We start from the raw sequence: 20,053 nt of genomic DNA, 5'->3' as shown, positions 1-20,053 counted from the left end.
TGCTCGGGGACGCTCAGTCCTCGAAGCCCTCCGCCGCCCGCTGTTCGCGCAGCTCGCGGATCGCGCGGCGGCGGGCCAGCCGGTGGGTGCGGCGGATCTGGGCCTCCTGGTAGCGGCGGCGGTCGCGGTCGGTCTCGGGTATGACCGGCGGCACCCGGCGCGGCTTGCCGTCGGCGTCCACCGCGGCGAAGACCAGGTAGGCGGAGCCGACCTGGGTGGGCGGGGCGGACTCGTTCCAGCGCTCGGCGAGGACCCGGACGCCGACCTCCATGGAGGTCCGGCCGGTCCAGTTCACCTGTGCCTTCACATGGACCAGGTCGCCGACGCGGACCGGCTCCAGGAACGCCATCTCGTCCATGGAGGCGGTGACGGCGGGGCCGCCGGAGTGCCGGCCGGCCACGGCGCCCGCGGCGTCGTCGACCAGTTTCATGATCACTCCGCCGTGCACCGACCCCAGCAGGTTGGTGTCGCTGTGGGTCATGATGTGGCTGAGGGTGGTGCGGGAGGCGGAGGTGGGCTTACCCGGGATCTCCGGTTCCACTTCCGTGGCCTGGTCTGTCATGCCCTCCACCTTATGCCGACGGCGCATTCGCGGAATTTGTGTCGGCTTCGCAACAGCGGGGCCCTGATTTTCCGACAGCCCTTGTCCGGCACACCGCGGCGCCCGGCACACTGGTGCGCATGAATGACTGGCCCGAGGGATGGTCCGACGAGAACCGCGGCCCGCGTTACGGACGCGGCAGTGCCGGCGCGCGGCCGGAGAGCGCCCGCGTGATGCGTCAGGTGCGGCGCGGCCCGGCGGTACCGCCCGGTCCGCGCTCGGGGTACGACGGCTCCGGCGCGGCGGCGCCGCCGCACGCGGCCGGTGTGCCGCAGCAGCCGTCGTACGTGGACGGCCAGGGCCACGAGCCGGGGTACGACAGCGGCTACAACACCGGCCAGGTCTACGGCTCCCCCGGCGGGCGCGGCCCGGGCGGTCCGGCGGGCTCCTCCGCCCGGGGCCCGCGGCCCGCGCCCGACTGGCGCCGGCGGATCAAGTGGACGGCGATCACGGTGGCGGCCGTGCTGGTCGTCACGTCGGTCGCGACCTACTTCTGGGCCGACTCCAAGCTGCGCCGCGAAGTGGACCTGTCCAAGGTCATCGACCGGCCGGAGGGCGGCGACGGCACGAACTACCTGATCGTCGGCTCGGACAGCCGGGAGGGCATGTCCAGGGAGGACGAGAAGAAGCTGCACACCGGCGGCGCCGAGGGCAAGCGCACCGACTCGATGATGATCCTGCACGTCGGCGACAACGGCGACACGCTGATCTCGCTGCCCCGCGACTCGGACGTGGTGGTGCCGTCGTACCAGGGGTCGACGTCCGGGAAGGTCTTCCCGGCGCAGGGCCGGCACGCCAAGCTGAACGCCACCTACGCCGAGGACGGGCCGACGCTGCTGGTCCGCGCGATCGAGGCCAACACCGGTCTGCGCATCGACCACTACGTGGAGATCGGCTTCCAGGGCTTCGCGAGCATCGTGGACGCGGTGGGCGGGGTCGAGATCACCATCGACAAGGCGTTCAAGGACAAGTGGTCCGGCGCCGACTTCGAGGCGGGCAAGCAGACCCTGAACGGTCAGGAGGCCCTCGCCTTCGTGCGCACCCGGCACGCGTTCGCCGCCTCGGACCTCCAGCGCACCAAGAACCAGCAGAAGTTCCTCGCCGCCCTGGCGCACCAGGTGGCGACCCCCTCGACGGTCCTGAACCCCTTCAAGCTCTACCCGACCATGGGCGCGGGCCTGGACTCGCTGATCGTCGACAAGGACATGTCGCTGTGGGACCTGGCGTCGATGTTCTGGGCGATGAAGGGCGTCAGCGGTGGTGACGGCACCTCGATGAACATGCCGATCTCCGGTTCCGTGGGCGGCAACCTGGTCTGGGACAAGGCCAAGGTGAAGACGCTGGTGGACGAGCTGAACAACGACGAGAAGGTCACCGTCTCCGGGAACTAGGCGGCGGGCAGCCGGGGGCCGGGGGCGCTCGGCGGGGCGCCCCCGGCCGGAGCGGGGCGGGGCTCACATGTGGCCGGCGCCCGCCATCGCCCGGCAGGTCTCGGCACAGCGGCGACACGCCTCGGCGCAGCGCGTCAGCTGCTGGTCGTCCGGCATGCTGGTACACGCCTCGGCGCACATGTCGCACGCCTTGGCGCACAGCGCGCACATGTCGGTGTGCATGGGCGAGCGGCGCATCATCATGTCGGCGCACATCCGGGTGGTCTCGGAGCAGTCCATCAGCGCCCGCATGATCCGCATCTGCTGCTGGCCGCCCTTCTGCATGCAGGAGCTCATGGTCTCCTCGCAGATGCTGTGGCAGTTCATGCAGGCCTCGATGCACTCCTGCATCTGCCGGGTCAGGGCGGGCATCGTCGGTGACTGGGTCATGGCTCCTCCTGGGGAGGCGGGGGCCCGGGGCGGACCCCGTCTGCTTCCGTCCTACGTCCGGTGCCGCCGCCCCGCATGTCGGCCTCCGCCGCCCCGCTCCGCCGGTCTACGGCTTGCGGCCCACCGCCCCGAAGTGGGTGACCTCGGCCGGCTCCGGCTCCCCGGCCCCGGGCCGCCAGCGCGAGCAGGAGACGAGGCCCGGCTCCAGCAGCTCGACCCGGTCGAAGAGCCGGGTCAGTTCGGCGCGGGTGCGCAGGGTCATGGGCGCGGAGCCCTGGCCGTTCCAGTACTCCACGGCCCGGGTCATCGCCTCGCCGTCGACCTCGGTGGTGGGGTGGGAGATCACCAGGAAGCTGCCGGAGGGCACGGCGTCCAGCAGCCGGTGCACGAGGGACACGGCCTCGTCGGTGTCCATGACGAAGTTGAGGATGCCGAGCAGGGTGAGGGCGACCGGGCGGTGCAGGTCCAGGGTCCGGGCGGCGCCCCGCAGGAGGGCCTCCGGGTCGTGGACGTCGGCCTCGATGTAGTCCGTGGCGCCCTCGGGGGTGCTGGTCAGCAGCGCGTGGGCGTGGGTGAGGACGAGCGGGTCGTTGTCGGCGTAGACGATCCGGCAGGACGGGTCGACGCGCTGGGCGACCTCGTGGGTGTTGTCGGCGGTGGGCAGTCCGGTGCCGATGTCCAGGAACTGCCGGATGCCCTCGGTGCCGGCCAGGTGCCGCACCGCGCGGGCCAGGAACGCCCGGTCGGCGACGGCCGAGCGGGGCAGCGCCGGGACGAAGCCGAGGATCTGCTCGCCGACCTGCTCGTCCACCGGGTAGTGGTCCTTGCCGCCGAGCCAGTAGTTCCAGACCCGGGCCGAGTGGGAGACGTCGGTGCGCAGCCGGGTCATGCGCGCGACGCCTTCGTCCCCGGTGGTCGCGGTGTGGTCGGACGGCACCATGGGCGCGGGTCTCCTTCGGCGGTGATCACGATCGGAACGCGCACCAAAATAAGGAAGAAGGCGCCCGGACGGACGCCTTCCGCGAAAACGCGAGACCTCGGGGGTTACGGGAGGTTGCGCGCCATGACGATCCGCTGGACCTGGTTCGTGCCCTCGTAGATCTGGGTGCTTTACAGGTTGTACGTCCCTGACCTGCAACAACGGCCCCTTCATGGTGGGTCTCTCCAGCATTTCCTCGGGATCACTGGGCAGCGAAAAGCCCCCGCCACGCGCCACGGGGGAAGCACACGACGGGGGCCGCCGAGGGACCGCTCAGGCGGTCAAGCCGGGGTCGAAGTACCCCGGCGTTCGGAACAAGCCCGCGAAGGTGCCGGGGCCGTGCCGTTCGTCCAGCCACGCTCCCAGCGCCGTCACGTCACCGCTGATGATGGCCGCGAGAAGGCGCGTGTGGCACTCGCTCTCTTCCCCGGGGGCGAACTCCTCAAGGAAGTGTGCGTACCGGCGATTTACGCCCTTCTCGTAGCCACTCAGGGCCGCCGCGTACCGCGTCTGCTCTTCGCTCCCCACCACCCCGGCCGCGCGCCCGGCATCCTCCTCCGTCAGTGTCCCCGTCATGTCCCGGAACGCAAGTGCGCCAAGAAGGTCTGAGGGCTCCGCCACGCCGAAGCGTTCTGCTGTCTGCCGGGTGATGGAGCGCGCCTCTCTGTCGCACGCGCCTTCCATGACGATTCCGAGGTTCCGCGTGTGGTGGCTTCCACGCTGGTCGACAGCAGAGTAGGGCTGTCCGGTAGCGCGGCGGTAGTTGATGCCGTACTGAGTGCGGACGGGCATCCCTGCCATTTCCACGTACCGCCGACGCGACCCGGGTGATAATGGCCTGGCTGTAGCTTTGGACACTGCCGTCAACCCCTTGCTGGTTGGTGGCCACGCCCCCGGACATTCGCCCGTCGCGGGGGTCCTCTGTTGGGCTTGCCTACTCAACCGACTCCGCGCATAGCGAGGGGAGTTGACCAGCGTTGACTACGATGGCAGTCAACAGTCAACGGGAGCTGCACCATGATCGACTTCGGGTCTGAGGTACGGACGGCGCTCAAGGCGCAGGGAAAAAGCCTGCGAGGTGCGGCTAAGGAACTGCATTACGACGTTGGCTATTTGAGTCGGGTACTTAACGGGAAACAGGCTCCATCTCCTGAGCTGATGCGAGCTTTTAACGAGTACCTCGGCCTCTCTCTCGAAGCCGAAGACAGTGGTTCTCACGACGATGAGATGGACGCTTGGGAATTGGCTCGTCGCGCGCAGGCAAGCGACGCGGGGAATGCCACCCTTGAGCGCCTGGAGCGGGCATTTGACGGCCTGGCCATAGCGTACCCAAAAGCCAAGCCGGAAGACTTACTGCGGCAGGTACGTAAGCACTCTGCTTATGTCGTAAAACTACTTGACGGCCGCAAGACACTCTCAGAACATCGCCGATTGCTGGTTATCGGGGGCTGGCTGTCTCTCCTCGGGGCTACGGTACATATCGATCTTATGCAAGATGACGCCGCTACGGCTCGACTAGAGACGGCCGCAACGCTTGCCCGGGAAGCCGGGCACCGCGAGATCGAGGCATGGTGCTTTGAGACTGAGGCTTGGCGAGTCCTTACCGATGGGGATTACGTCCAAGCTGTTGACCTCTCACGAATCGCACAGGAGATCGCTCCCGCTAATGGCTCCGCAATAATTCAGGCGACAGCACAAGAGGGCCGGGCGAATGCACGTCTAGGCAACGGAAAAGAGACGTACTCGGCCATTGAACGAGTGCAGGCTCTCTCTGCCGCTATGGGCGCCTCCGATACGCCAGAGCATCATTACCGTTATGACCCTGCAAAGTCTCTGTCATACACGGCGACGACACTCGCATGGCTCGGAGACTCAGCGGCAGAGCCGTACGCCAGGGAAGTAATCAAGAGGCTGAGTCCAAGCGGCGACGTAAGGCAGTGGCCGCGGCGTGTAGCTTCGGCGAATATCGACCTGGCTCTGGTCCTCCTGAAAGAAAACAGACTGGACGAAGCATGTGATTCGGCACAGAAAGCAATCCTCTCCGGAAGGGTAGTGCCTTCAAATCATTGGCGCGCGTTGGAAGTCGTAAAAGCGGTCGAGGCTCGGCAACTTCCTGAGAGCGCAGATCTACGTGAGGCGTACCAGAACCTCAAGGCGATTGAGAAAGGAAAGGGTTAGCCTCGACCGCGTAGGGCCGGGGCAAGTTCCATTTGTTACTTAGAGCAGTGCGAGGAAGGGGTTCGTGTCCCCGAGCGGTTTCGGCTGCTCCGGCTCGGGCGCAGGTTTCGGGGCCTGCTTGGGCTCCGGGCGGTAGGCGTCCAGGCGGACGACCATTGCGCGGTTCTGCTCACGCTCCGCGCTGGCCGGCTGCGGCACAGAGTCACCAGAACTGTCACCGCGGACCGTGAACACGGTGGCCGGCCGTCCCGTCTTCCCCGACCGTTCCACGGTGACGACGATTCCGGGCAGTTCCTTGACCTCTGCTGCGGTCGCTCCCACGTACGGGAGCACCTGGGAGGAAGTGGCCCGACCGCCGTGCATCTCGATCCTGGCCCGTACCTTCTCCTCAAGGGTGAGTGGCTGCCGCTTCGCCTTCGGGGAGGTCGCCCCCTTGGTGATGCGTACGGCGTCTTGCACCGACCGGCGAACCAGACTGAAGGCAGCGGACAGCATCTGTTCCGTGATCGCCTCCGAGCATTCGGACGCTGCCAGGCAGGCCGCAACCCTGAGCGTCTGCTCTGCCGTTCGCTCGATGAACACTGCCTGGCTCTCGGGCAGGGCCTCACCCAGGACTGCGTCTCATCCTTCGTCGTGTTCCGCAGCGTCGCCCCATCCCATGCGATTCGCAGCTTGGTCGTGAACGACGCGTCCCGCTTCACCCTGCGGAGCACTTCCGACCACTCTTCCTCGACCACCAGAGTCCGCACGTCCCGCCCGTGCTCAGTCTCAGCCGTCGCTTCCTGCTGCTCCCAAAGGTGGTTCACCAGGCCCGTCCCGGACGTGATCCCGGATGTGGTGTGCGTGGCCAGGAAGCGGCCAACAGCACCGAGTCGGGGAAGAACAGCGCGATCCAGCGTCGGCACATCAAGGCTCGTGATGAAGGTGAGCCAGGGCGTACCGTCCCCCTCCCGCCGAACGTCGCCTTCGAGCTACGGCGGCACATCAAGAACCACGGCGTATGGGGGCCGGAGCGACTTCTCTTCCCCAACGTGACGCGGACTGGCTACCTCTACGCGTCGTACTTCTACCCGAAGATCTGGATGGAGGCTCTGGGCAAGGGACAGGTCCGCGTACGACAACAGCCCCCGGCGTCGCGCCGGGGGCTGTGTTGTTGTGCAGGTCAGTGGCTGCTTTCAGTCCTGCGTCGGCCCAGGATTCCCCCAGCATGACGCCCAGGAACGGCCCTGATCGGGCCGCAACAGGCAGAAAGCCGAAGGTGTCTCTCCGGACCTTCGAAACGGCTTCTGACCTGCAAAAACCCTGCTAGGGAAGGTTCCTCGCCATCACGATCCGCTGGACCTGGTTCGTGCCCTCGTAGATCTGGGTGATCTTGGCGTCGCGCATCATGCGCTCCACCGGGTAGTCGCGGGTGTAGCCGTAGCCGCCGAGGAGCTGGACGGCGTCGGTGGTGACCTCCATGGCGACGTCCGAGGCGAAGCACTTGGCGGCGGCGCCCAGGTAGGTGAGGTCGGCGTCGCCGCGCTCGGAGGCGGCGGCGGCCTGGTAGGTGAGGGCACGCGCCGCCGAGATCTTCATGGACATGTCCGCGAGCATGAACTGGATGCCCTGGAAGTCGGCGATCGCCTTGCCGAACTGCTTGCGCTCCCGGACGTAGCCCTTGGCGTAGTCGAGGGCGCCCTGGGCGACGCCGAGGGCCTGGGCGGCGATGGTGATGCGGGTGTGGTCCAGGGTCTTCATGGCCGTCATGAAGCCGGTGCCCTCCTCGCCGATCATGCGGTCGGCGGGGATGCGGACGTTGTCGAAGTAGACCTCGCGGGTCGGGGAGCCCTTGATGCCGAGCTTCTTCTCCGGCGCGCCGAAGGAGACGCCCTCGTCGGACTTCTCGACCACGAAGGCGGAGATGCCCTTCGAGCGCTTCGAGGGGTCCGTCACGGCCATCACCGTGTAGTACTCGGAGACGCCCGCGTTGGTGATCCAGCGCTTGACGCCGTTGAGCACCCAGTGGTCGCCGTCGCGGACGGCCTTGGTCTTCATGCCGGCCGCGTCCGAGCCCGCCTCCGGCTCGGACAGGCAGTACGAGAACATCGCGTCGCCCTTGGCCAGCGGGCCCAGGTACTTCTTCTTCAGCTCCTCGGAGCCGGAGAGGATCACCGGGAGCGAGCCCAGCTTGTTCACCGCGGGGATGAGCGAGGAGGACACGCAGGCGCGGGCGACCTCCTCGATCACGATGACCGTGGCGAGCGCGTCGGCGCCGGAGCCGCCGTACTCCTCGGGGACGTGCACGGCGTGCAGGTCGTTGGCCACCAGGGCGTCGAGGGCCTCCTGCGGGAAGCGGGCCTCCTCGTCCACCGCCGCGGCGTACGGCGCGATCTTCGCCTCGACCAGCGAACGGACGGCGTCCCGGAGCATGTCGTGCTCCTCGGACGGGCGGTACAGGTCGAAGTCAGCCGATCCGGCCACGGCTCTCACGCTCCAAAGACGCAGTGATACTGACGCTAATTACCGTTAAGTAACTCAAATTTTAGAGGTCCGGCCCCCACCCGCCTACGTGAGCTACGCGACAGCGGAAAAATGCCCGGCCAGAGGCCCGGATATGCTCGGGCCCGCATGACCGAGCACCCGACGGACCCGAGCTGGAGCACCCATGAGCCTGAAGATCACCGTGATCGGCACCGGCTACCTCGGCGCCACGCACGCCGCGGCCATGGCCGAGCTGGGCTTCGAGGTGCTGGGCCTGGACGTCGTACCCGAGAAGATCGCCCTGCTGGAGCGCGGCGAGACCCCGATGTACGAGCCGGGACTCGAGGAGCTGCTGCGCAGGCACGTCGCCGGGATCGGGGGATCGACCGGGCGGCTGCGCTTCACCACGGACTGGGCGGAGGCCGGCGCCTTCGGGGACGTGCACTTCGTGTGCGTCAACACCCCGCAGAAGCACGGCGAGTACGCCTGCGACATGTCCTACGTCGACTCCGCGATCGCCTCTCTCGCCCCGCATCTGCGCGGCCCGGCCCTGGTCGTGGGCAAGTCGACCGTGCCGGTGGGCTCCGCCGAGCGGCTGGCGGCCTACCTCGCCGAGCACGCCCCGGCGGGCGCGGACGCCGAGCTGGCCTGGAACCCGGAGTTCCTGCGCGAGGGCTTCGCCGTCGAGGACACCCTGCACCCGGACCGGATCGTGGTCGGCGTGCGCGGCGAGCGCGCCGAGAAGCTGCTGCGCGAGGTGTACGCGACGCCGGTGGCCGACGGCACGCCGTTCGTCGTCACCGACTTCCCGACCGCCGAACTGGTGAAGACGGCCGCGAACTCCTTCCTCGCCACCAAGATCTCCTTCATCAACGCGATGGCGGAGGTGTGCGAGGCGGCCGGCGGTGACGTGGCCAAGCTGGCCGAGGCCATCGGGTACGACGACCGGATCGGCCGCAAGTTCCTGCGCGCCGGGATCGGCTTCGGCGGCGGCTGCCTGCCCAAGGACATCCGGGCGTTCATGGCCCGCGCGGGCGAGCTGGGCGCCGACCAGGCGCTGACCTTCCTGCGCGAGATCGACTCCATCAACATGCGCCGGCGCGGCCAGATGGTGGAGATGGCCCGGGAGGCGCTGGGCGGCGGCTCCTTCCTCGGCAAGCGGGTGGCGGTGCTCGGCGCCACCTTCAAGCCGGACTCGGACGACGTGCGCGACTCGCCCGCGCTGAACGTGGCCGGGCAGATCCACCTCCAGGGCGGCCAGGTGACGGTGTACGACCCGAAGGGCATGGCCAACGCCCGCAAGGTCTTCCCGACCCTCGGCTACGCCGACAGCGCGGAGGAGGCCGTCCGGGGCGCCCATGTCGTGCTGCACCTGACCGAGTGGCGGGAGTTCGGCGAGCTGGACCCGGCGGCACTCGGCGAGGTCGCGGCGGACCGGGTCCTCCTGGACGGGCGCAACACCCTCGACCCGGAGCTGTGGCGACGGGCCGGATGGACGTACCGGGCGATGGGCCGGCCTACGGCTTAGTGCCGGGCCGGGGTCACCGGCCGGTCGGGTGCGGCGGCGAACGAAGGTCCCCGCCGGCGGCCGCGTTCCTCTCGGCGCGCTTCCCGCGGCCCCGAGCGCCCGACGCCGGTTCGGCCGAGGCTCAGTCGGCCGAACCGGGGTCTGTGGGCATTCTGCACCACCCCGGCGTGCCTCAGGGGTCCTTCGCGCGGTAGCGGCGCATCTTGGCGCGGGCCCCGCACGTCCGCATCAGGCACCAGCGTCCGCGCCCGGCGGGGCTGCGGTCGTAGTACGCCCAGTGGCAGGTGCCGGACTCGCACGCCTTGAGCCTGGCCCAGGTGCCGGCGACGAGCGCCTCGGCGACGGCGGCGGCGACCCGGGCGAGCAGCGGGCCCTCCTCGGCGGGCGCCAGCCGGGCGGAGCCGTCGCGGTCGTCCACGGCGACGTACAGCGGGGCCCGGGCCAGCAGCGTGCCGAGCGGGGTCACGGCGCGGTGCGGCGGATGGCCGGCGTGGGCGAGCAGCGCGGCCCGCAGCGACTCGCGCAGCTCACGGGCCTCGTCGAGGCCGTCCTCGGCGATCCCCAGCCGGACGCGGCCCTCCGGGCTGTCCAGCGCGTCGGTGCCGGCCTCCATGTCGAGCGTGTTCACCAGCGACTCGACCAGCGCCAGGCCGCCCGGCGCGGCGGATCTCTCGCTCATGCTTGCGACGTTACCGCTCCTGGGAGAGTATGCGGTCACCGTTACCGGTTACCCGGCTCTACGGGTAACCCCGAGGAGGTGGTCATGGCTCTCGCCAAGCTCGACGTCGTGGTGCTGGACTGTCCCGATCCCCGTGCGCTGGCCGCGTTCTACGCCGGTGTGCTGGGCGGCGCGGTGGAGGGGGACGAGGAGTGGGTGACGCTGAAGGTGCCCGGCGGGCCGGAGCTGGCCTTCCAGCGGGCGGCCGGGTTCGTGCCGCCCGAGTGGCCCGCGGCGGACCGCTCCCAGCAGTTCCACCTGGACCTGACCGTGCCGGACCTGGACGCGGCCGAGAAGGGCGTGCTGGAGCTGGGCGCCACACCGCTGGACACCGCCGACCGGTCCCGGTCCTTCCGTGTCTACGCCGACCCGGCGGGGCACCCGTTCTGCCTCTGTGCCGGCTGAGTCCGCCCCGAACGAGAAACCGGAGGACACCATGGCGTCCGTGGCCCGTTTCCGCAACGTCGTGCTCGACTGCCCCGACCCGCACGCGCTGGCCGCCTTCTACGCGGCCGTGGCCGGCGGCACCCCGGAGCCGGAGGACGACGACTGGGTCGTCCTGCGGGTGCCGGACGGCCCCCGGATGGCCTTCCAGCGGGCCGAGGGCCACACCCCGCCCGAGTGGCCGCGCGCCGACCACAACGGCCAGCAGTTCCACCTCGACTTCGACGCGGGCCCGGCCTGGGCCGACATCGACGCCGCCCACGAACGGGTGCTCGCGCTCGGCGCCCGCCCGCTGGACCTGGAGGACCGCGAGAAGAAGGACTTCCAGGTGTACGCCGACCCGGCCGGGCATCCGTTCTGCCTGTGCCGGATCGAACGGTCGTAGGGCGCTCGCGGGGGGCCGGGGGTCCTAGGGGAGGTCCAGATCGGTCATCCGCGGTGCCGGGGTCTCCCGGCGGTGCTGGGCGGCCCGGGCCGTGAAGTCCGCGCCGCGCAGCACCCGCTGGACGTTTCCCCAGGTCAGCAGGGACAGCTCGGTCTCGGACCAGCCGCGCCTGAGCAGTTCGGCGATCAGGTGCGGGTAGCGGGAGGCGTCGGCGAGTTCGCGGGGGTGGGCGGCTCCGGAGTCGTAGGTGCCGGACAGGCCGACGCACTCGGGACCGGCCACGTCGCGGACGTGGTCGAGGTGGTCGGCGACGTCCGGGACGCCCGGGCCGGTCTGCTCGGCGGTCAGCGGCACCATGCACAGGCCCTTCGCCCCGCCCAGGGCGGCCAGCAGGTCGTCGGGCAGGTTGGCCGGGTGCGGGCGCAGGGCACGGGCGGCCGAGCGGGTGCACAGCACCGGGGCCTTGGACAGGGCGAGGGTGCGCCGGACGGTGGCCGGCGAGGCACCGGTGACGTCGGCGAGCACACCGAGCCGGTTCATCTCGCGCACCACCTCCTCCCCGAACCGGGTGAGCCCGTCCTTCCCGGCCCACGCGGTGCCCGCGAGGGTGAGGACGCGCACGCCGAGGGCCTGGAGCACGCGCAGGACGGCGAGGGAGCCGTCCAGCGCGGCACCGTGCGCGGGACCCAGCACCACGGCGACCCGGCCGCGGTTGCGGGCGTCGATGACCTGCCCGGCGGTCCGCACCAGCCGGAGCCCCTCGGGGTGCGCGTCCACGACCGAGCGCACCAGGTCCAGCTGTTCCAGGGTCGCCGCCACCGGGCGCTCGCCGGCCGGCTCCTCGGGCAGGTGCAGCGACCAGAACAGCGCGCCGACGTGCCCGGCGCGCATCCGGGGCACGTCCGTGTCGACGGCGGCCTCGCCGAGCTGGAGGTCGTGGCCGGGCAGATGGCGCAGGGCCCAGGGCAGGCCGCTGTAGCCGTCGGCGACCGGGTGCCCGGCGAGCAGGGCACGGGCCCGCTCCAGCAGCTCCCCGGCCGGCCGGAGGAACGGGTCGTCCGGCAGGCCGTCGTCCTCGCCGATCTCGGTCGTGCGGGGGATGTCGTCCTGGAGGTCGGCCATGGCGGGCTCCGTACGTCCTCGTCGCCTACGGCGTGCTGTGGCTGGCGTACCGACACGGTCGCACGGAGCGCGGAGGACCTCCTGGTGGGCGAGGCGTTCGGGGGTACCCCGGTCAGCTCCCGCCCGGCGTGCCGTCCAGTTCCCCGATGGTGGCGAGGGACGGGCCGCGGGTGGCCGCCAGGTCGCGGGCGACGTCCTCCGCCGCGCCCAGCACCCGTACCGCGTTGCGCCAGGTCAGCTTGGCGAGGTCGGTGCGGGACCAGCCGCGGTCCAGCAGCTCGGCGAGGAGGTGGGGGTAGCCGGACACGTCGTCCAGGCCGTCCGGGGTGAACGCGGTGCCGTCGTAGTCGCCGCCGATGCCCAGGTGGTCGATGCCGGCCACCTCGCGCATGTGGTCCAAGTGGTCGGCCACCGTGGACACCGTGGCGACCGGGCGCGGGTGGCGCTCCTCGAACGCGCGGTGCAGCCGCATCGCCTCGGGGCTGGTGTCCAGGTGGTGCAGCCCGTGGGCGCGCAGGTTGTCGTCGGCGGCGGCCGTCCAGTCGACGGCGGCCTGGAGCACGAACTTGGGCACGAACGTCACCATCGCCACGCCGCCGTTGGCGGGCAGCCGCTCCAGGACGTCGTCGGGGATGTTGCGCGGGTGGTCGCAGACCGCGCGGGCGGAGGAGTGCGAGAAGATCACCGGCGCGGCGGAGGCGTCCAGCGCGTCCCGCATGGTCGTGGCGGCCACGTGCGAGAGGTCGACCAGCATGCCGAGCCGGTTCATCTCCCGGACCACCTCGCGGCCGAAGGCGGTCAGGCCCTGGGCCCTCGGCTCGTCGGTCGCGGAGTCCGCCCAGTCCACGTTGGAGTTGTGGGTGAGGGTCATGTAGCGCACGCCGAGCGCGTACAGGGCGCGCAGGGTGCCGAGGGAGTTGGCGATGGAGTGGCCGCCCTCGGCGCCCATGAGGGAGGCGATCCGGCCCTCGGCGCGGGCCGCCTCCAGGTCGGCGGCGGTCCGTGCGGGGGCCAGGTCCGCCGGGTAGCGCTCCAGCATCCGCTGGACGCAGTCGATCTGCTCCAGGGTGGCCGCGACCGGCTCGGGCTGCTCGGCCGGTACGTACACCGACCAGTACTGGGCGCCGACACCGCCCGCGCGCAGCCGCGGCAGGTCGGTGTGCAGCCGGTCGCGGCGGTCCCCGGCGATGTCCAGGGCGTCGAGGTCGTAGCGGACCTGCTCGCGCAGCGCCCACGGCAGGTCGTTGTGGCCGTCGACGACCGGGAACTCGCGCAGCAGTTCCCGGGCCTCCTCCAGCGCGCCCATGCCGGTCACTTCCCGAAGCCGAAGCCGCTCGCGCCCTCGGCCTTGGCGCGCAGCCGCTTGCCCTTCTCGGTGGCCTGGTCGTTCAGCTCCTGCTGGAAGTCGCGCATCCGGTGCAGCAGCTCCTCGTCGTGCGCGGCGAGCATCCGGGCCGCGAGCAGCCCGGCGTTGCGGGCACCGGCGACGGAGACCGTGGCGACCGGGACGCCGGCCGGCATCTGCACGATGGACAGCAGGGAGTCCATGCCGTCCAGGTACTTCAGCGGCACGGGCACGCCGATGACCGGCAGCGGGGTGACGGAGGCGAGCATGCCGGGCAGGTGGGCGGCGCCGCCGGCACCCGCGATGATCGCCTTCAGCCCGCGGTCGGCGGCCTGCTCGCCGTAGGTGATCATCTCGCGGGGCATGCGGTGCGCGGAGACGACGTCGACCTCGTAGGCGATCTCGAACTCGTCCAGGGCCTTCGCGGCGGCCTCCATGACGGGCCAGTCCGAGTCGGACCCCATGACGATGCCCACCAGAGGGGAGGTGCGGGGGCTCATTCGGTGATCGTGCCTCTCAGGTAGCCGGCTGCGTGACGGGCGCGCTCCAGCACGTCGTCCAGGTCGTCGCCGTAGGTGTTGACGTGTCCGACCTTGCGACCGGGCTTCACGTCCTTGCCGTACATGTGGATCTTGAGCTTGGGGTCGCGGGCCATGCAGTGCAAGTACGCGGAGTACATGTCGGGGTAGTCGCCGCCCAGGACGTTGACCATGACCGTCCACGGGGCGCGCGGGCGGGGGTCGCCCAGCGGCAGGTCCAGGACCGCGCGGACGTGGTTGGCGAACTGGGAGGTGATCGCGCCGTCCATGGACCAGTGGCCGGAGTTGTGCGGGCGCATCGCGAGTTCGTTGACCAGGATGCGGCCGTCGCGGGTCTGGAACAGCTCGACGGCGAGGTGCCCGACGACGTCCAGTTCCTTGGCGATGGTCAGGGCGAGCCGCTCGGCGTGCAGGGCCAGGTCCTCGGACAGGTCCGGGGCGGGTGCGATCACGGTGTCGCAGACGCCGTTGACCTGCCGGGACTCCACGACCGGGTAGGCGACGGCCTGGCCGTGCGGGGAGCGGACGACGTTGGCGGCCAGCTCGCGGACGTAGTCCACCTTCTCCTCGGCGAGGACGGGGACGCCGGCGCGGAACGGCTCGGCCGCCTCCTCGGCGTTCTCCACGACCCACACGCCCTTGCCGTCGTAGCCGCCGCGGACCGTCTTGAGGACGACGGGGAAGCCGTCGCCCTCCTCCGCGAACCCGACCACGTCCTGCGGGTCGGCCACGATCCGGTGCCGGGGGCACGGCATGCCGATCGCGTCGAGCCTCGCCCGCATCACGCCCTTGTCCTGGGCGTGCACCAGCGCGTCGGGCCCCGGGCGCACGGGGATGCCGTCCGCCTCAAGAGCCCGAAGGTGCTCGGTCGGTACGTGTTCGTGATCGAAGGTGATCACATCGCACCCGCGCGCGAATTCCCGCAGAGTGTCGAGGTCGCGGTAGTCGCCGATGACGACATCGCTCACGACCTGCGCCGCGGAATCCTGAGGGGTGTCACTGAGAAGCTTGAACCTGATGCCCAACGGGATGCCCGCCTCGTGCGTCATACGCGCGAGCTGCCCCCCGCCGACCATGCCGACTACCGGGAACGTCACGCCCCTAGCGTATCGGCCGTCCGGGGTGGCCGGATCGCCTCCCTCCGCCCGAACTCTTACCCGGCGCTTTCCCGCCTCTTTCCGGCCCGTTTCCCGGGCCTGGCCCGGTCCCCGGGCAGCGGAGGGCCCGCACGGCTAGCATGGCGGGGTTGACGAACCCTACCGACGGGAGCTGCACAGCCATGGAACCTCGTTCCTCGGGGGTGCAACGACTCGTACGCGAGTTGATCAGATTCGGCGCCGTCGGCGGGGCCGGGGTGCTGGTCAACCTCGGTGTGTTCAACCTGGTCCGGCACGCCTCGGACCTGCCGGTGGTGCGCGCCAGCGTCATCGCGACCATCGTGGCCATCGTCTTCAACTACGTGGGCTTCCGCTACTGGACCTACCGGGACCGCGACAAGAGCGGGCGCACCCGGGAGCTGACGCTGTTCCTGCTGTTCAGCGTGGCCGGCCTGGTGATCGAGAACGGCGTGCTGTACCTGGCGACCTACGGCTTCGGCTGGGACACCCCGCTGCAGAGCAACGTCTTCAAGTTCGTCGGCATCGGCGTGGCGACGCTGTTCCGGTTCTGGTCGTACCGCACCTGGGTGTTCCGGACGCTGCCGGCCGGGGAGGCCGTGACGGGTGCCGAATCGATTCTGAAGCAGGAGCCGCGGCGGCCCGCGCCCCGGCAGCGGGTTCCGTAACGATCCCCGACGCCGGCCGGCCGCCCGGCTTCCCCGGAGTCCCCGGCGCCCGTCAGCGGACCGTCGGCTCGTCCTCGTCCGCCTTGCGCGCCGGGGGCGTGCGGGAGAGGAACAGGCCGAAGACGGGGGGCTGCGCCTGGAGCAGCTCCAGGCGCCCGCCGTCGGCCTCCGCGAGGTCCCGCGCGACGGCCAGGCCGATGCCCGTGGAGTTCCGCCCGCTGATCGTCCGCTCGAAGATCCGCGCGCCGAGGTCGGCCGGCACCCCGGGCCCCTCGTCGGTCACCTCGATCACGACCTGGTTGCCGGTGACCCGGGTGCGCAGCGCGACCGTGCCGCCGCCGTGCATCAGCGAGTTCTCGATCAGCGCGGCCAGCACCTGGGCGACCGCGCCCGGCGTGCCCACCGCCGTCAGGTGCCGCTTGCCGGAGCTGACGACGGCCCGGCCGGCGCTGCGGTAGGCGGGCCGCCACTCGGCGAGCTGCTGCTGGATGACCTCGTCCAGGTCGAAGGCGACCGCGGAGCCGGTGCGCGGGTCGCGCGAGTTGGTCAGCAGCCGCTCCACCACGTCGGTCAGCCGCTCCACCTGCGTCAGCGCGATGGTGGCCTCCTCCTTCACCGTCTCCGGGTCGTCGGTGAGGGTGATCTCCTCCAGCCGCATGGACAGGGCGGTGAGCGGGGTGCGCAGCTGGTGCGAGGCGTCGGCCGCGAGACGCCGCTCGGCGGTCAGCATGCGCGCGATCCGCTCCGCGGAGGAGTCCAGCACGTCGGCGACCCGGTCCAGCTCGGGCACGCCGTACCGCCGGTGCCTCGGGCGCGGGTCGCCGGAGCCGAGGCGCTCGGCGGTCTCGGCGAGGTCGGTCAGCGGGGAGGCGAGCCGGTTCGCCTGGCGCAGGGCGAGCAGCACGGCCGCGATCACCGCGAGCAGCGCGACCAGCCCGATGATCAGCAGGGTCCGGCCGACCTCGCGGGTCACCGCGGAGCGGGGCTCCTGCACGGTGACCGTCTCGCCCTCCTCGCCCCGCTGCGTGTAGTGGATGGTGTCGCCCTCGGGCTTGTTGCCGATCTCTATGGGCTTCTTGCCGGGCATGCGGATGACCGCGTACTGGTCCTCGCTGACCGGGTTGCGCAGCACGTGCGCGTTGACGTTCTCCGCGGCGAGGATCCGGCTGTCCACGATGCTGGCCAGCCGCATCGCCTCCGACTCCACCCGCTCCTGGGCGCTGTTGCCGATGGTCCGGGTCTCGACGATGACGAGCGAGACGCCGAAGACGGCGATCACCACCAGCACGACGGCGAGGGTGGACTGGATGAGACGTCGACGCATGGTCCGTTACCTGAGGTGATCGCCGGTCCGGCTCAGCTCTTCTCGAAGCGGAAGCCCACGCCGCGCACGGTGGCGATGTAGCGGGGGTTCGCCGCGTCGTCGCCGAGCTTCTTGCGGAGCCAGGAGATGTGCATGTCGAGGGTCTTGGTGGAGGACCACCAGGTGGTGTCCCAGACCTCGCGCATCAGCTGGTCCCGGGTGACCACGCGGCCGGCGTCGCGCACCAGCACCCGCAGCAGGTCGAACTCCTTGGCGGTCAGCTGGAGCTCCTCGTCGCCCATCCACGCGCGGTGCGACTCGACGTCGATGCGCACCCCGTGGGTGGCCGGCGGCTGCTGCGGCTCGGCGGACCCGCGCCGCAGCAGCGCCCGCACCCGGGCGAGCAGTTCGGCGAGCCGGAAGGGCTTGGTGACGTAGTCGTCGGCGCCCGCGTCGAGGCCGACGACGGTGTCCACCTCGTCGGCCCGCGCGGTCAGGATGAGGATCGGCACGGTGTGGCCGTCGGCCCGCAGCCGGCGAGCGACCTCCAGGCCGTCCATGCCGGGCAGGCCGAGGTCCAGCACGACCAGGTCGACGCCGCCCTGCATTCCGGCGTCGAGCGCGGCGGGTCCGTCCTCGCGCACCTCGACCTCGTAACCTTCCCGGCGCAGGGCACGGGCCAGCGGCTCCGAGATGGACGCGTCGTCCTCGGCGAGCAGTACACGGGTCATGAGGTGATGGTAGTCCGCCCGTGTACGGTGCCGGGGCGTGATCGCTTCCCCGGCTTCTTACCTTCGCGCTCCACTGGTACGAACCATTGACCTGGGGATGCGATCGTAGGAGAGACCTTCGAAACCGCTCGTGTGGTTCCAGCGACACCTGTGATCCGCGTCTCAAGTCCTTCCATTTCCGGCGGTGTCCTGCCGTATGGTGACCTGAACGCCTGTAGTACGCACCGGGGACCTTTGGCGAGCAGTCGACGCTGAAGGTCTCTTTTGTGTACGGGCTGATCGGATCAGCCTTGAAAGGAATGACCTCTGGCCGGGCTCCGGGCGCAGCGACGCGTGTGGGGCGTGGATCCCGGTGGTCGCCGTCCGCCGCCTCCGTGATCCGGAGGCGGACTCCCCCATGGGCGTGGGGGTGGACGACCGACCTGCCGGTGCCGGCCGCACCCCCACCGGGCGCGCAACGCTCCAGCCGCGCGTCCCGACCAGCAAGGAACGACCATGGCGTCCAGCCTGACGAAGGACTCGGTCCGACCGGGCACCCCCGGTTCCGAGAAGACCTTCTTCGGCCACCCCCGCGGACTGGCCACTCTCTTCATGACCGAGATGTGGGAGCGTTTCTCCTACTACGGCATGAGGGCCCTGCTCCCGCTGTACCTGGTGGCCCCGGGTGGCCTGCACCTCAGCGGTGGCACGGCGAGCGCGATCTACGCGGTGTACCTGTCGCTCGTGTACCTGCTCGCCCTGCCCGGCGGCTGGTTCGCCGACCGTCTGCTCGGCCCCCGCAAGACGGTCGCCGTCGCGGGCGCGGTCATCATGCTGGGTCACCTGGCCCTGGCGGTCCCCTTCGCCGCGAGCTTCTACGTCGGCCTGGTGCTCGTCGCCATCGGTTCGGGTCTGCTGAAGGCCAACATCTCCACGATGGTCGGCCACCTCTACAACGGCCCGGAGGACCCGCGCCGGGACGGTGGCTTCACGCTCTTCTACATCGGCATCAACCTGGGTGCCTTCGTCGCCCCGCTGGTCATCGGCACCATCGGTGAGAACGTCAACTGGCACCTGGGCTTCGCGCTGGCCGCGCTCGGCATGGCGCTGGGTCTGGCCCAGTACCTGATGGGCGGCCGTCACCTGAACCCGAAGAGCAGCGAGGTCCCGACCCCGCTGAGCGCCGAGGAGAAGGCCGCCACGCTGCGCAAGGGCCTGATCTGGCTGGCCGTCGCCGCGGTGTTCTACGGCGTCGTCGGCGGCACCGGTCACTTCACCCTGAACTGGGCGCTGATCCCGCTCACCGTCATCGGTCTGATCGTGCCGATCCTGGTCATCGCCCGGATCATGCGGGACAAGGACCTGGACGCGGGCGAGCGCTCGAAGGTGTCGGCGTACATCTGGTTCTTCGTGGCCGCCGCCGTCTTCTGGATGATCTACGACCAGGGTGGCTCGACCCTGTCGCTGTTCGCCAAGGACAGCGCCGAGAACTCGGTCCTCGGCTGGGACTTCCCGGTCTCCTGGTACCAGTCGGTCAACCCGGTCCTGATCATGGCGCTGGCCCCGGTCTTCGCCTGGCTGTGGCTGTGGCTGAACCGGCGCGGCAAGGAGCCGAGCACGATCGTGAAGTTCTCTTCCGGTCTGGTGCTGGTCGGTGTCTCCTTCTTCGTCTTCCTCGCCCCGCTGTCGGTCGCCGAGGGCGGCCACAAGGCGGCGGCGCTGTGGCTGGTCGCGATCTACTTCGTGCAGACCGTCGGCGAGCTGACGCTGTCGCCGGTGGGTCTGTCGGTGACGACGAAGATGGCGCCGCAGAAGTACGCCTCGCAGATGATGGGCGTGTGGTTCCTCGCGGTGACCGCGGGTGACTCCGTCACCGCCCTGCTGTCGAACCCGGCCGTCGGGGGCGTCAACCTCGACAAGAAGGGCTTCGTCGCCCTGGAGGCCGCGCTCGCCGTGGTCGCGGGTGTGGCGGTGTGGATGTACCGCAACAAGGTCAAGAAGCTGATGGGCAACGTCAACTAGTCGTCGCCGCCGGTCCGGGAGGGCCGCCGCACCCTGGTGGGCGTCGGGCCGGTAGAGGCGGGTAGTCCGGGTAGCCGGTGGCGTCGCCGCCGTAGAAGGGGGACGGGTCGGCG

20 protein-coding genes are annotated in these 20,053 nt (G+C 70.4%); 7 read left to right on the top strand and 13 right to left on the bottom strand.

Annotation, left to right across the window (positions count from 1 at the left end; all coding sequences use genetic code 11):
* Positions 1–13 precede the first annotated feature (13 nt).
* Positions 14–589: an acyl-CoA thioesterase gene (locus ACZ4W9_RS35850; protein ID WP_467942867.1), complete on the bottom strand. Its 576-nt coding sequence runs from the start codon at positions 587–589 to the stop codon at positions 14–16.
* A 92-nt stretch (positions 590–681) separates the two neighbouring features.
* On the opposite strand from ACZ4W9_RS35850, the gene ACZ4W9_RS35845 reads away from it, so the two are divergent.
* On the top strand, positions 682–1,992 hold the full coding sequence (locus ACZ4W9_RS35845; protein WP_467942865.1) for an LCP family protein: 1,311 nt from the start codon (positions 682–684) through the stop codon (positions 1,990–1,992).
* A 63-nt stretch (positions 1,993–2,055) separates the two neighbouring features.
* Here ACZ4W9_RS35845 and ACZ4W9_RS35840 read toward each other — a convergent pair whose 3' ends face one another.
* The 3 genes from ACZ4W9_RS35840 to ACZ4W9_RS35830 form a co-directional block, all read right to left on the bottom strand.
* Positions 2,056–2,421: a four-helix bundle copper-binding protein gene (locus tag ACZ4W9_RS35840; protein WP_467942863.1), complete on the bottom strand. Its 366-nt coding sequence runs from the start codon at positions 2,419–2,421 to the stop codon at positions 2,056–2,058.
* Positions 2,422–2,527: 106 nt separating this feature from the next.
* On the bottom strand, positions 2,528–3,310 hold the full coding sequence (locus tag ACZ4W9_RS35835) for an SAM-dependent methyltransferase (RefSeq protein WP_467942930.1): 783 nt from the start codon (positions 3,308–3,310) through the stop codon (positions 2,528–2,530).
* Positions 3,311–3,673: 363 nt separating this feature from the next.
* The gene (locus ACZ4W9_RS35830) at positions 3,674–4,192 is read right to left on the bottom strand and encodes a hypothetical protein (protein ID WP_467942861.1); all 519 of its coding nucleotides are present in this window, start codon (positions 4,190–4,192) and stop codon (positions 3,674–3,676) included.
* Between the two features lie 225 nt (positions 4,193–4,417).
* On the opposite strand from ACZ4W9_RS35830, the gene ACZ4W9_RS35825 reads away from it, so the two are divergent.
* Positions 4,418–5,578 (top strand): helix-turn-helix domain-containing protein, encoded by a 1,161-nt coding sequence (locus tag ACZ4W9_RS35825; RefSeq protein ID WP_467942859.1) that lies wholly within the window; start codon positions 4,418–4,420, stop codon positions 5,576–5,578.
* Between the two features lie 39 nt (positions 5,579–5,617).
* Here the strand turns inward: ACZ4W9_RS35825 and ACZ4W9_RS35820 are convergent, their stop codons facing one another.
* Entirely contained in the window at positions 5,618–6,160 is a 543-nt protein-coding gene (locus ACZ4W9_RS35820) for a hypothetical protein (RefSeq protein ID WP_467942857.1), read from the bottom strand.
* A gap of 723 nt (positions 6,161–6,883) precedes the next feature.
* On the bottom strand, positions 6,884–8,050 hold the full coding sequence (locus ACZ4W9_RS35815; protein ID WP_467942856.1) for an acyl-CoA dehydrogenase family protein: 1,167 nt from the start codon (positions 8,048–8,050) through the stop codon (positions 6,884–6,886).
* 175 nt (positions 8,051–8,225) lie between these two features.
* Here ACZ4W9_RS35815 and ACZ4W9_RS35810 point away from each other — a divergent pair, with 175 nt between their 5' ends.
* A complete protein-coding gene (locus tag ACZ4W9_RS35810; RefSeq protein WP_467942854.1) occupies positions 8,226–9,569 on the top strand; it encodes a UDP-glucose dehydrogenase family protein in 1,344 nt (447 codons plus the stop codon).
* A gap of 172 nt (positions 9,570–9,741) precedes the next feature.
* On the opposite strand, the gene ACZ4W9_RS35805 is transcribed toward ACZ4W9_RS35810, so the two are convergent.
* A complete protein-coding gene (locus tag ACZ4W9_RS35805; RefSeq protein WP_467942852.1) occupies positions 9,742–10,248 on the bottom strand; it encodes a CGNR zinc finger domain-containing protein in 507 nt (168 codons plus the stop codon).
* Between the two features lie 84 nt (positions 10,249–10,332).
* On the opposite strand from ACZ4W9_RS35805, the gene ACZ4W9_RS35800 reads away from it, so the two are divergent.
* Together ACZ4W9_RS35800 and ACZ4W9_RS35795 are read left to right on the top strand one after the other, a co-directional pair.
* Positions 10,333–10,692, top strand: coding sequence for a VOC family protein (locus tag ACZ4W9_RS35800; protein WP_467942850.1), 360 nt, complete (start codon positions 10,333–10,335; stop codon positions 10,690–10,692).
* 31 nt (positions 10,693–10,723) lie between these two features.
* Positions 10,724–11,116 (top strand): VOC family protein, encoded by a 393-nt coding sequence (locus ACZ4W9_RS35795; protein ID WP_467942848.1) that lies wholly within the window; start codon positions 10,724–10,726, stop codon positions 11,114–11,116.
* A 24-nt stretch (positions 11,117–11,140) separates the two neighbouring features.
* On the opposite strand, the gene ACZ4W9_RS35790 is transcribed toward ACZ4W9_RS35795, so the two are convergent.
* The 4 genes from ACZ4W9_RS35790 to ACZ4W9_RS35775 all read right to left on the bottom strand — a co-directional run bounded on the left by ACZ4W9_RS35790 (position 11,141) and on the right by ACZ4W9_RS35775 (position 15,219).
* On the bottom strand, positions 11,141–12,238 hold the full coding sequence (locus tag ACZ4W9_RS35790; protein WP_467942846.1) for a dipeptidase: 1,098 nt from the start codon (positions 12,236–12,238) through the stop codon (positions 11,141–11,143).
* Between the two features lie 112 nt (positions 12,239–12,350).
* Entirely contained in the window at positions 12,351–13,544 is a 1,194-nt protein-coding gene (locus tag ACZ4W9_RS35785) for a dipeptidase (RefSeq protein WP_467942928.1), read from the bottom strand.
* Between the two features lie 5 nt (positions 13,545–13,549).
* Positions 13,550–14,083: a 5-(carboxyamino)imidazole ribonucleotide mutase gene (gene purE, locus ACZ4W9_RS35780; protein WP_467942844.1), complete on the bottom strand. Its 534-nt coding sequence runs from the start codon at positions 14,081–14,083 to the stop codon at positions 13,550–13,552.
* Positions 14,080–15,219, bottom strand: coding sequence for a 5-(carboxyamino)imidazole ribonucleotide synthase (locus ACZ4W9_RS35775; RefSeq protein WP_467942842.1), 1,140 nt, complete (start codon positions 15,217–15,219; stop codon positions 14,080–14,082). The genes purE and ACZ4W9_RS35775 overlap by 4 nt, the downstream gene beginning before the upstream one ends.
* Before the next feature lie 182 nt (positions 15,220–15,401).
* On the opposite strand from ACZ4W9_RS35775, the gene ACZ4W9_RS35770 reads away from it, so the two are divergent.
* Positions 15,402–15,905 (top strand): GtrA family protein, encoded by a 504-nt coding sequence (locus tag ACZ4W9_RS35770; RefSeq protein ID WP_467942840.1) that lies wholly within the window; start codon positions 15,402–15,404, stop codon positions 15,903–15,905.
* A gap of 52 nt (positions 15,906–15,957) precedes the next feature.
* On the opposite strand, the gene ACZ4W9_RS35765 is transcribed toward ACZ4W9_RS35770, so the two are convergent.
* Both ACZ4W9_RS35765 and ACZ4W9_RS35760 read right to left on the bottom strand, forming a co-directional pair.
* Entirely contained in the window at positions 15,958–17,229 is a 1,272-nt protein-coding gene (locus tag ACZ4W9_RS35765) for an ATP-binding protein (protein WP_467942838.1), read from the bottom strand.
* 32 nt (positions 17,230–17,261) lie between these two features.
* Positions 17,262–17,939 (bottom strand): response regulator transcription factor, encoded by a 678-nt coding sequence (locus ACZ4W9_RS35760; RefSeq protein WP_030615631.1) that lies wholly within the window; start codon positions 17,937–17,939, stop codon positions 17,262–17,264.
* A 495-nt stretch (positions 17,940–18,434) separates the two neighbouring features.
* Here ACZ4W9_RS35760 and ACZ4W9_RS35755 point away from each other — a divergent pair, with 495 nt between their 5' ends.
* Positions 18,435–19,940 carry a peptide MFS transporter gene (locus tag ACZ4W9_RS35755; protein WP_467942835.1) on the top strand — a complete coding sequence of 502 codons (1,506 nt, stop codon included), beginning with the start codon at positions 18,435–18,437 and terminating at the stop codon, positions 19,938–19,940.
* Positions 19,941–20,053: the final 113 nt, after the last annotated feature.

It is taken from the genome of Streptomyces sp. NPDC029296, assembly GCF_055569255.1.
The sequence above is the reverse complement of the archived record's forward strand: the minus strand, read 5'-3'. Positions and strand labels throughout refer to the sequence as shown.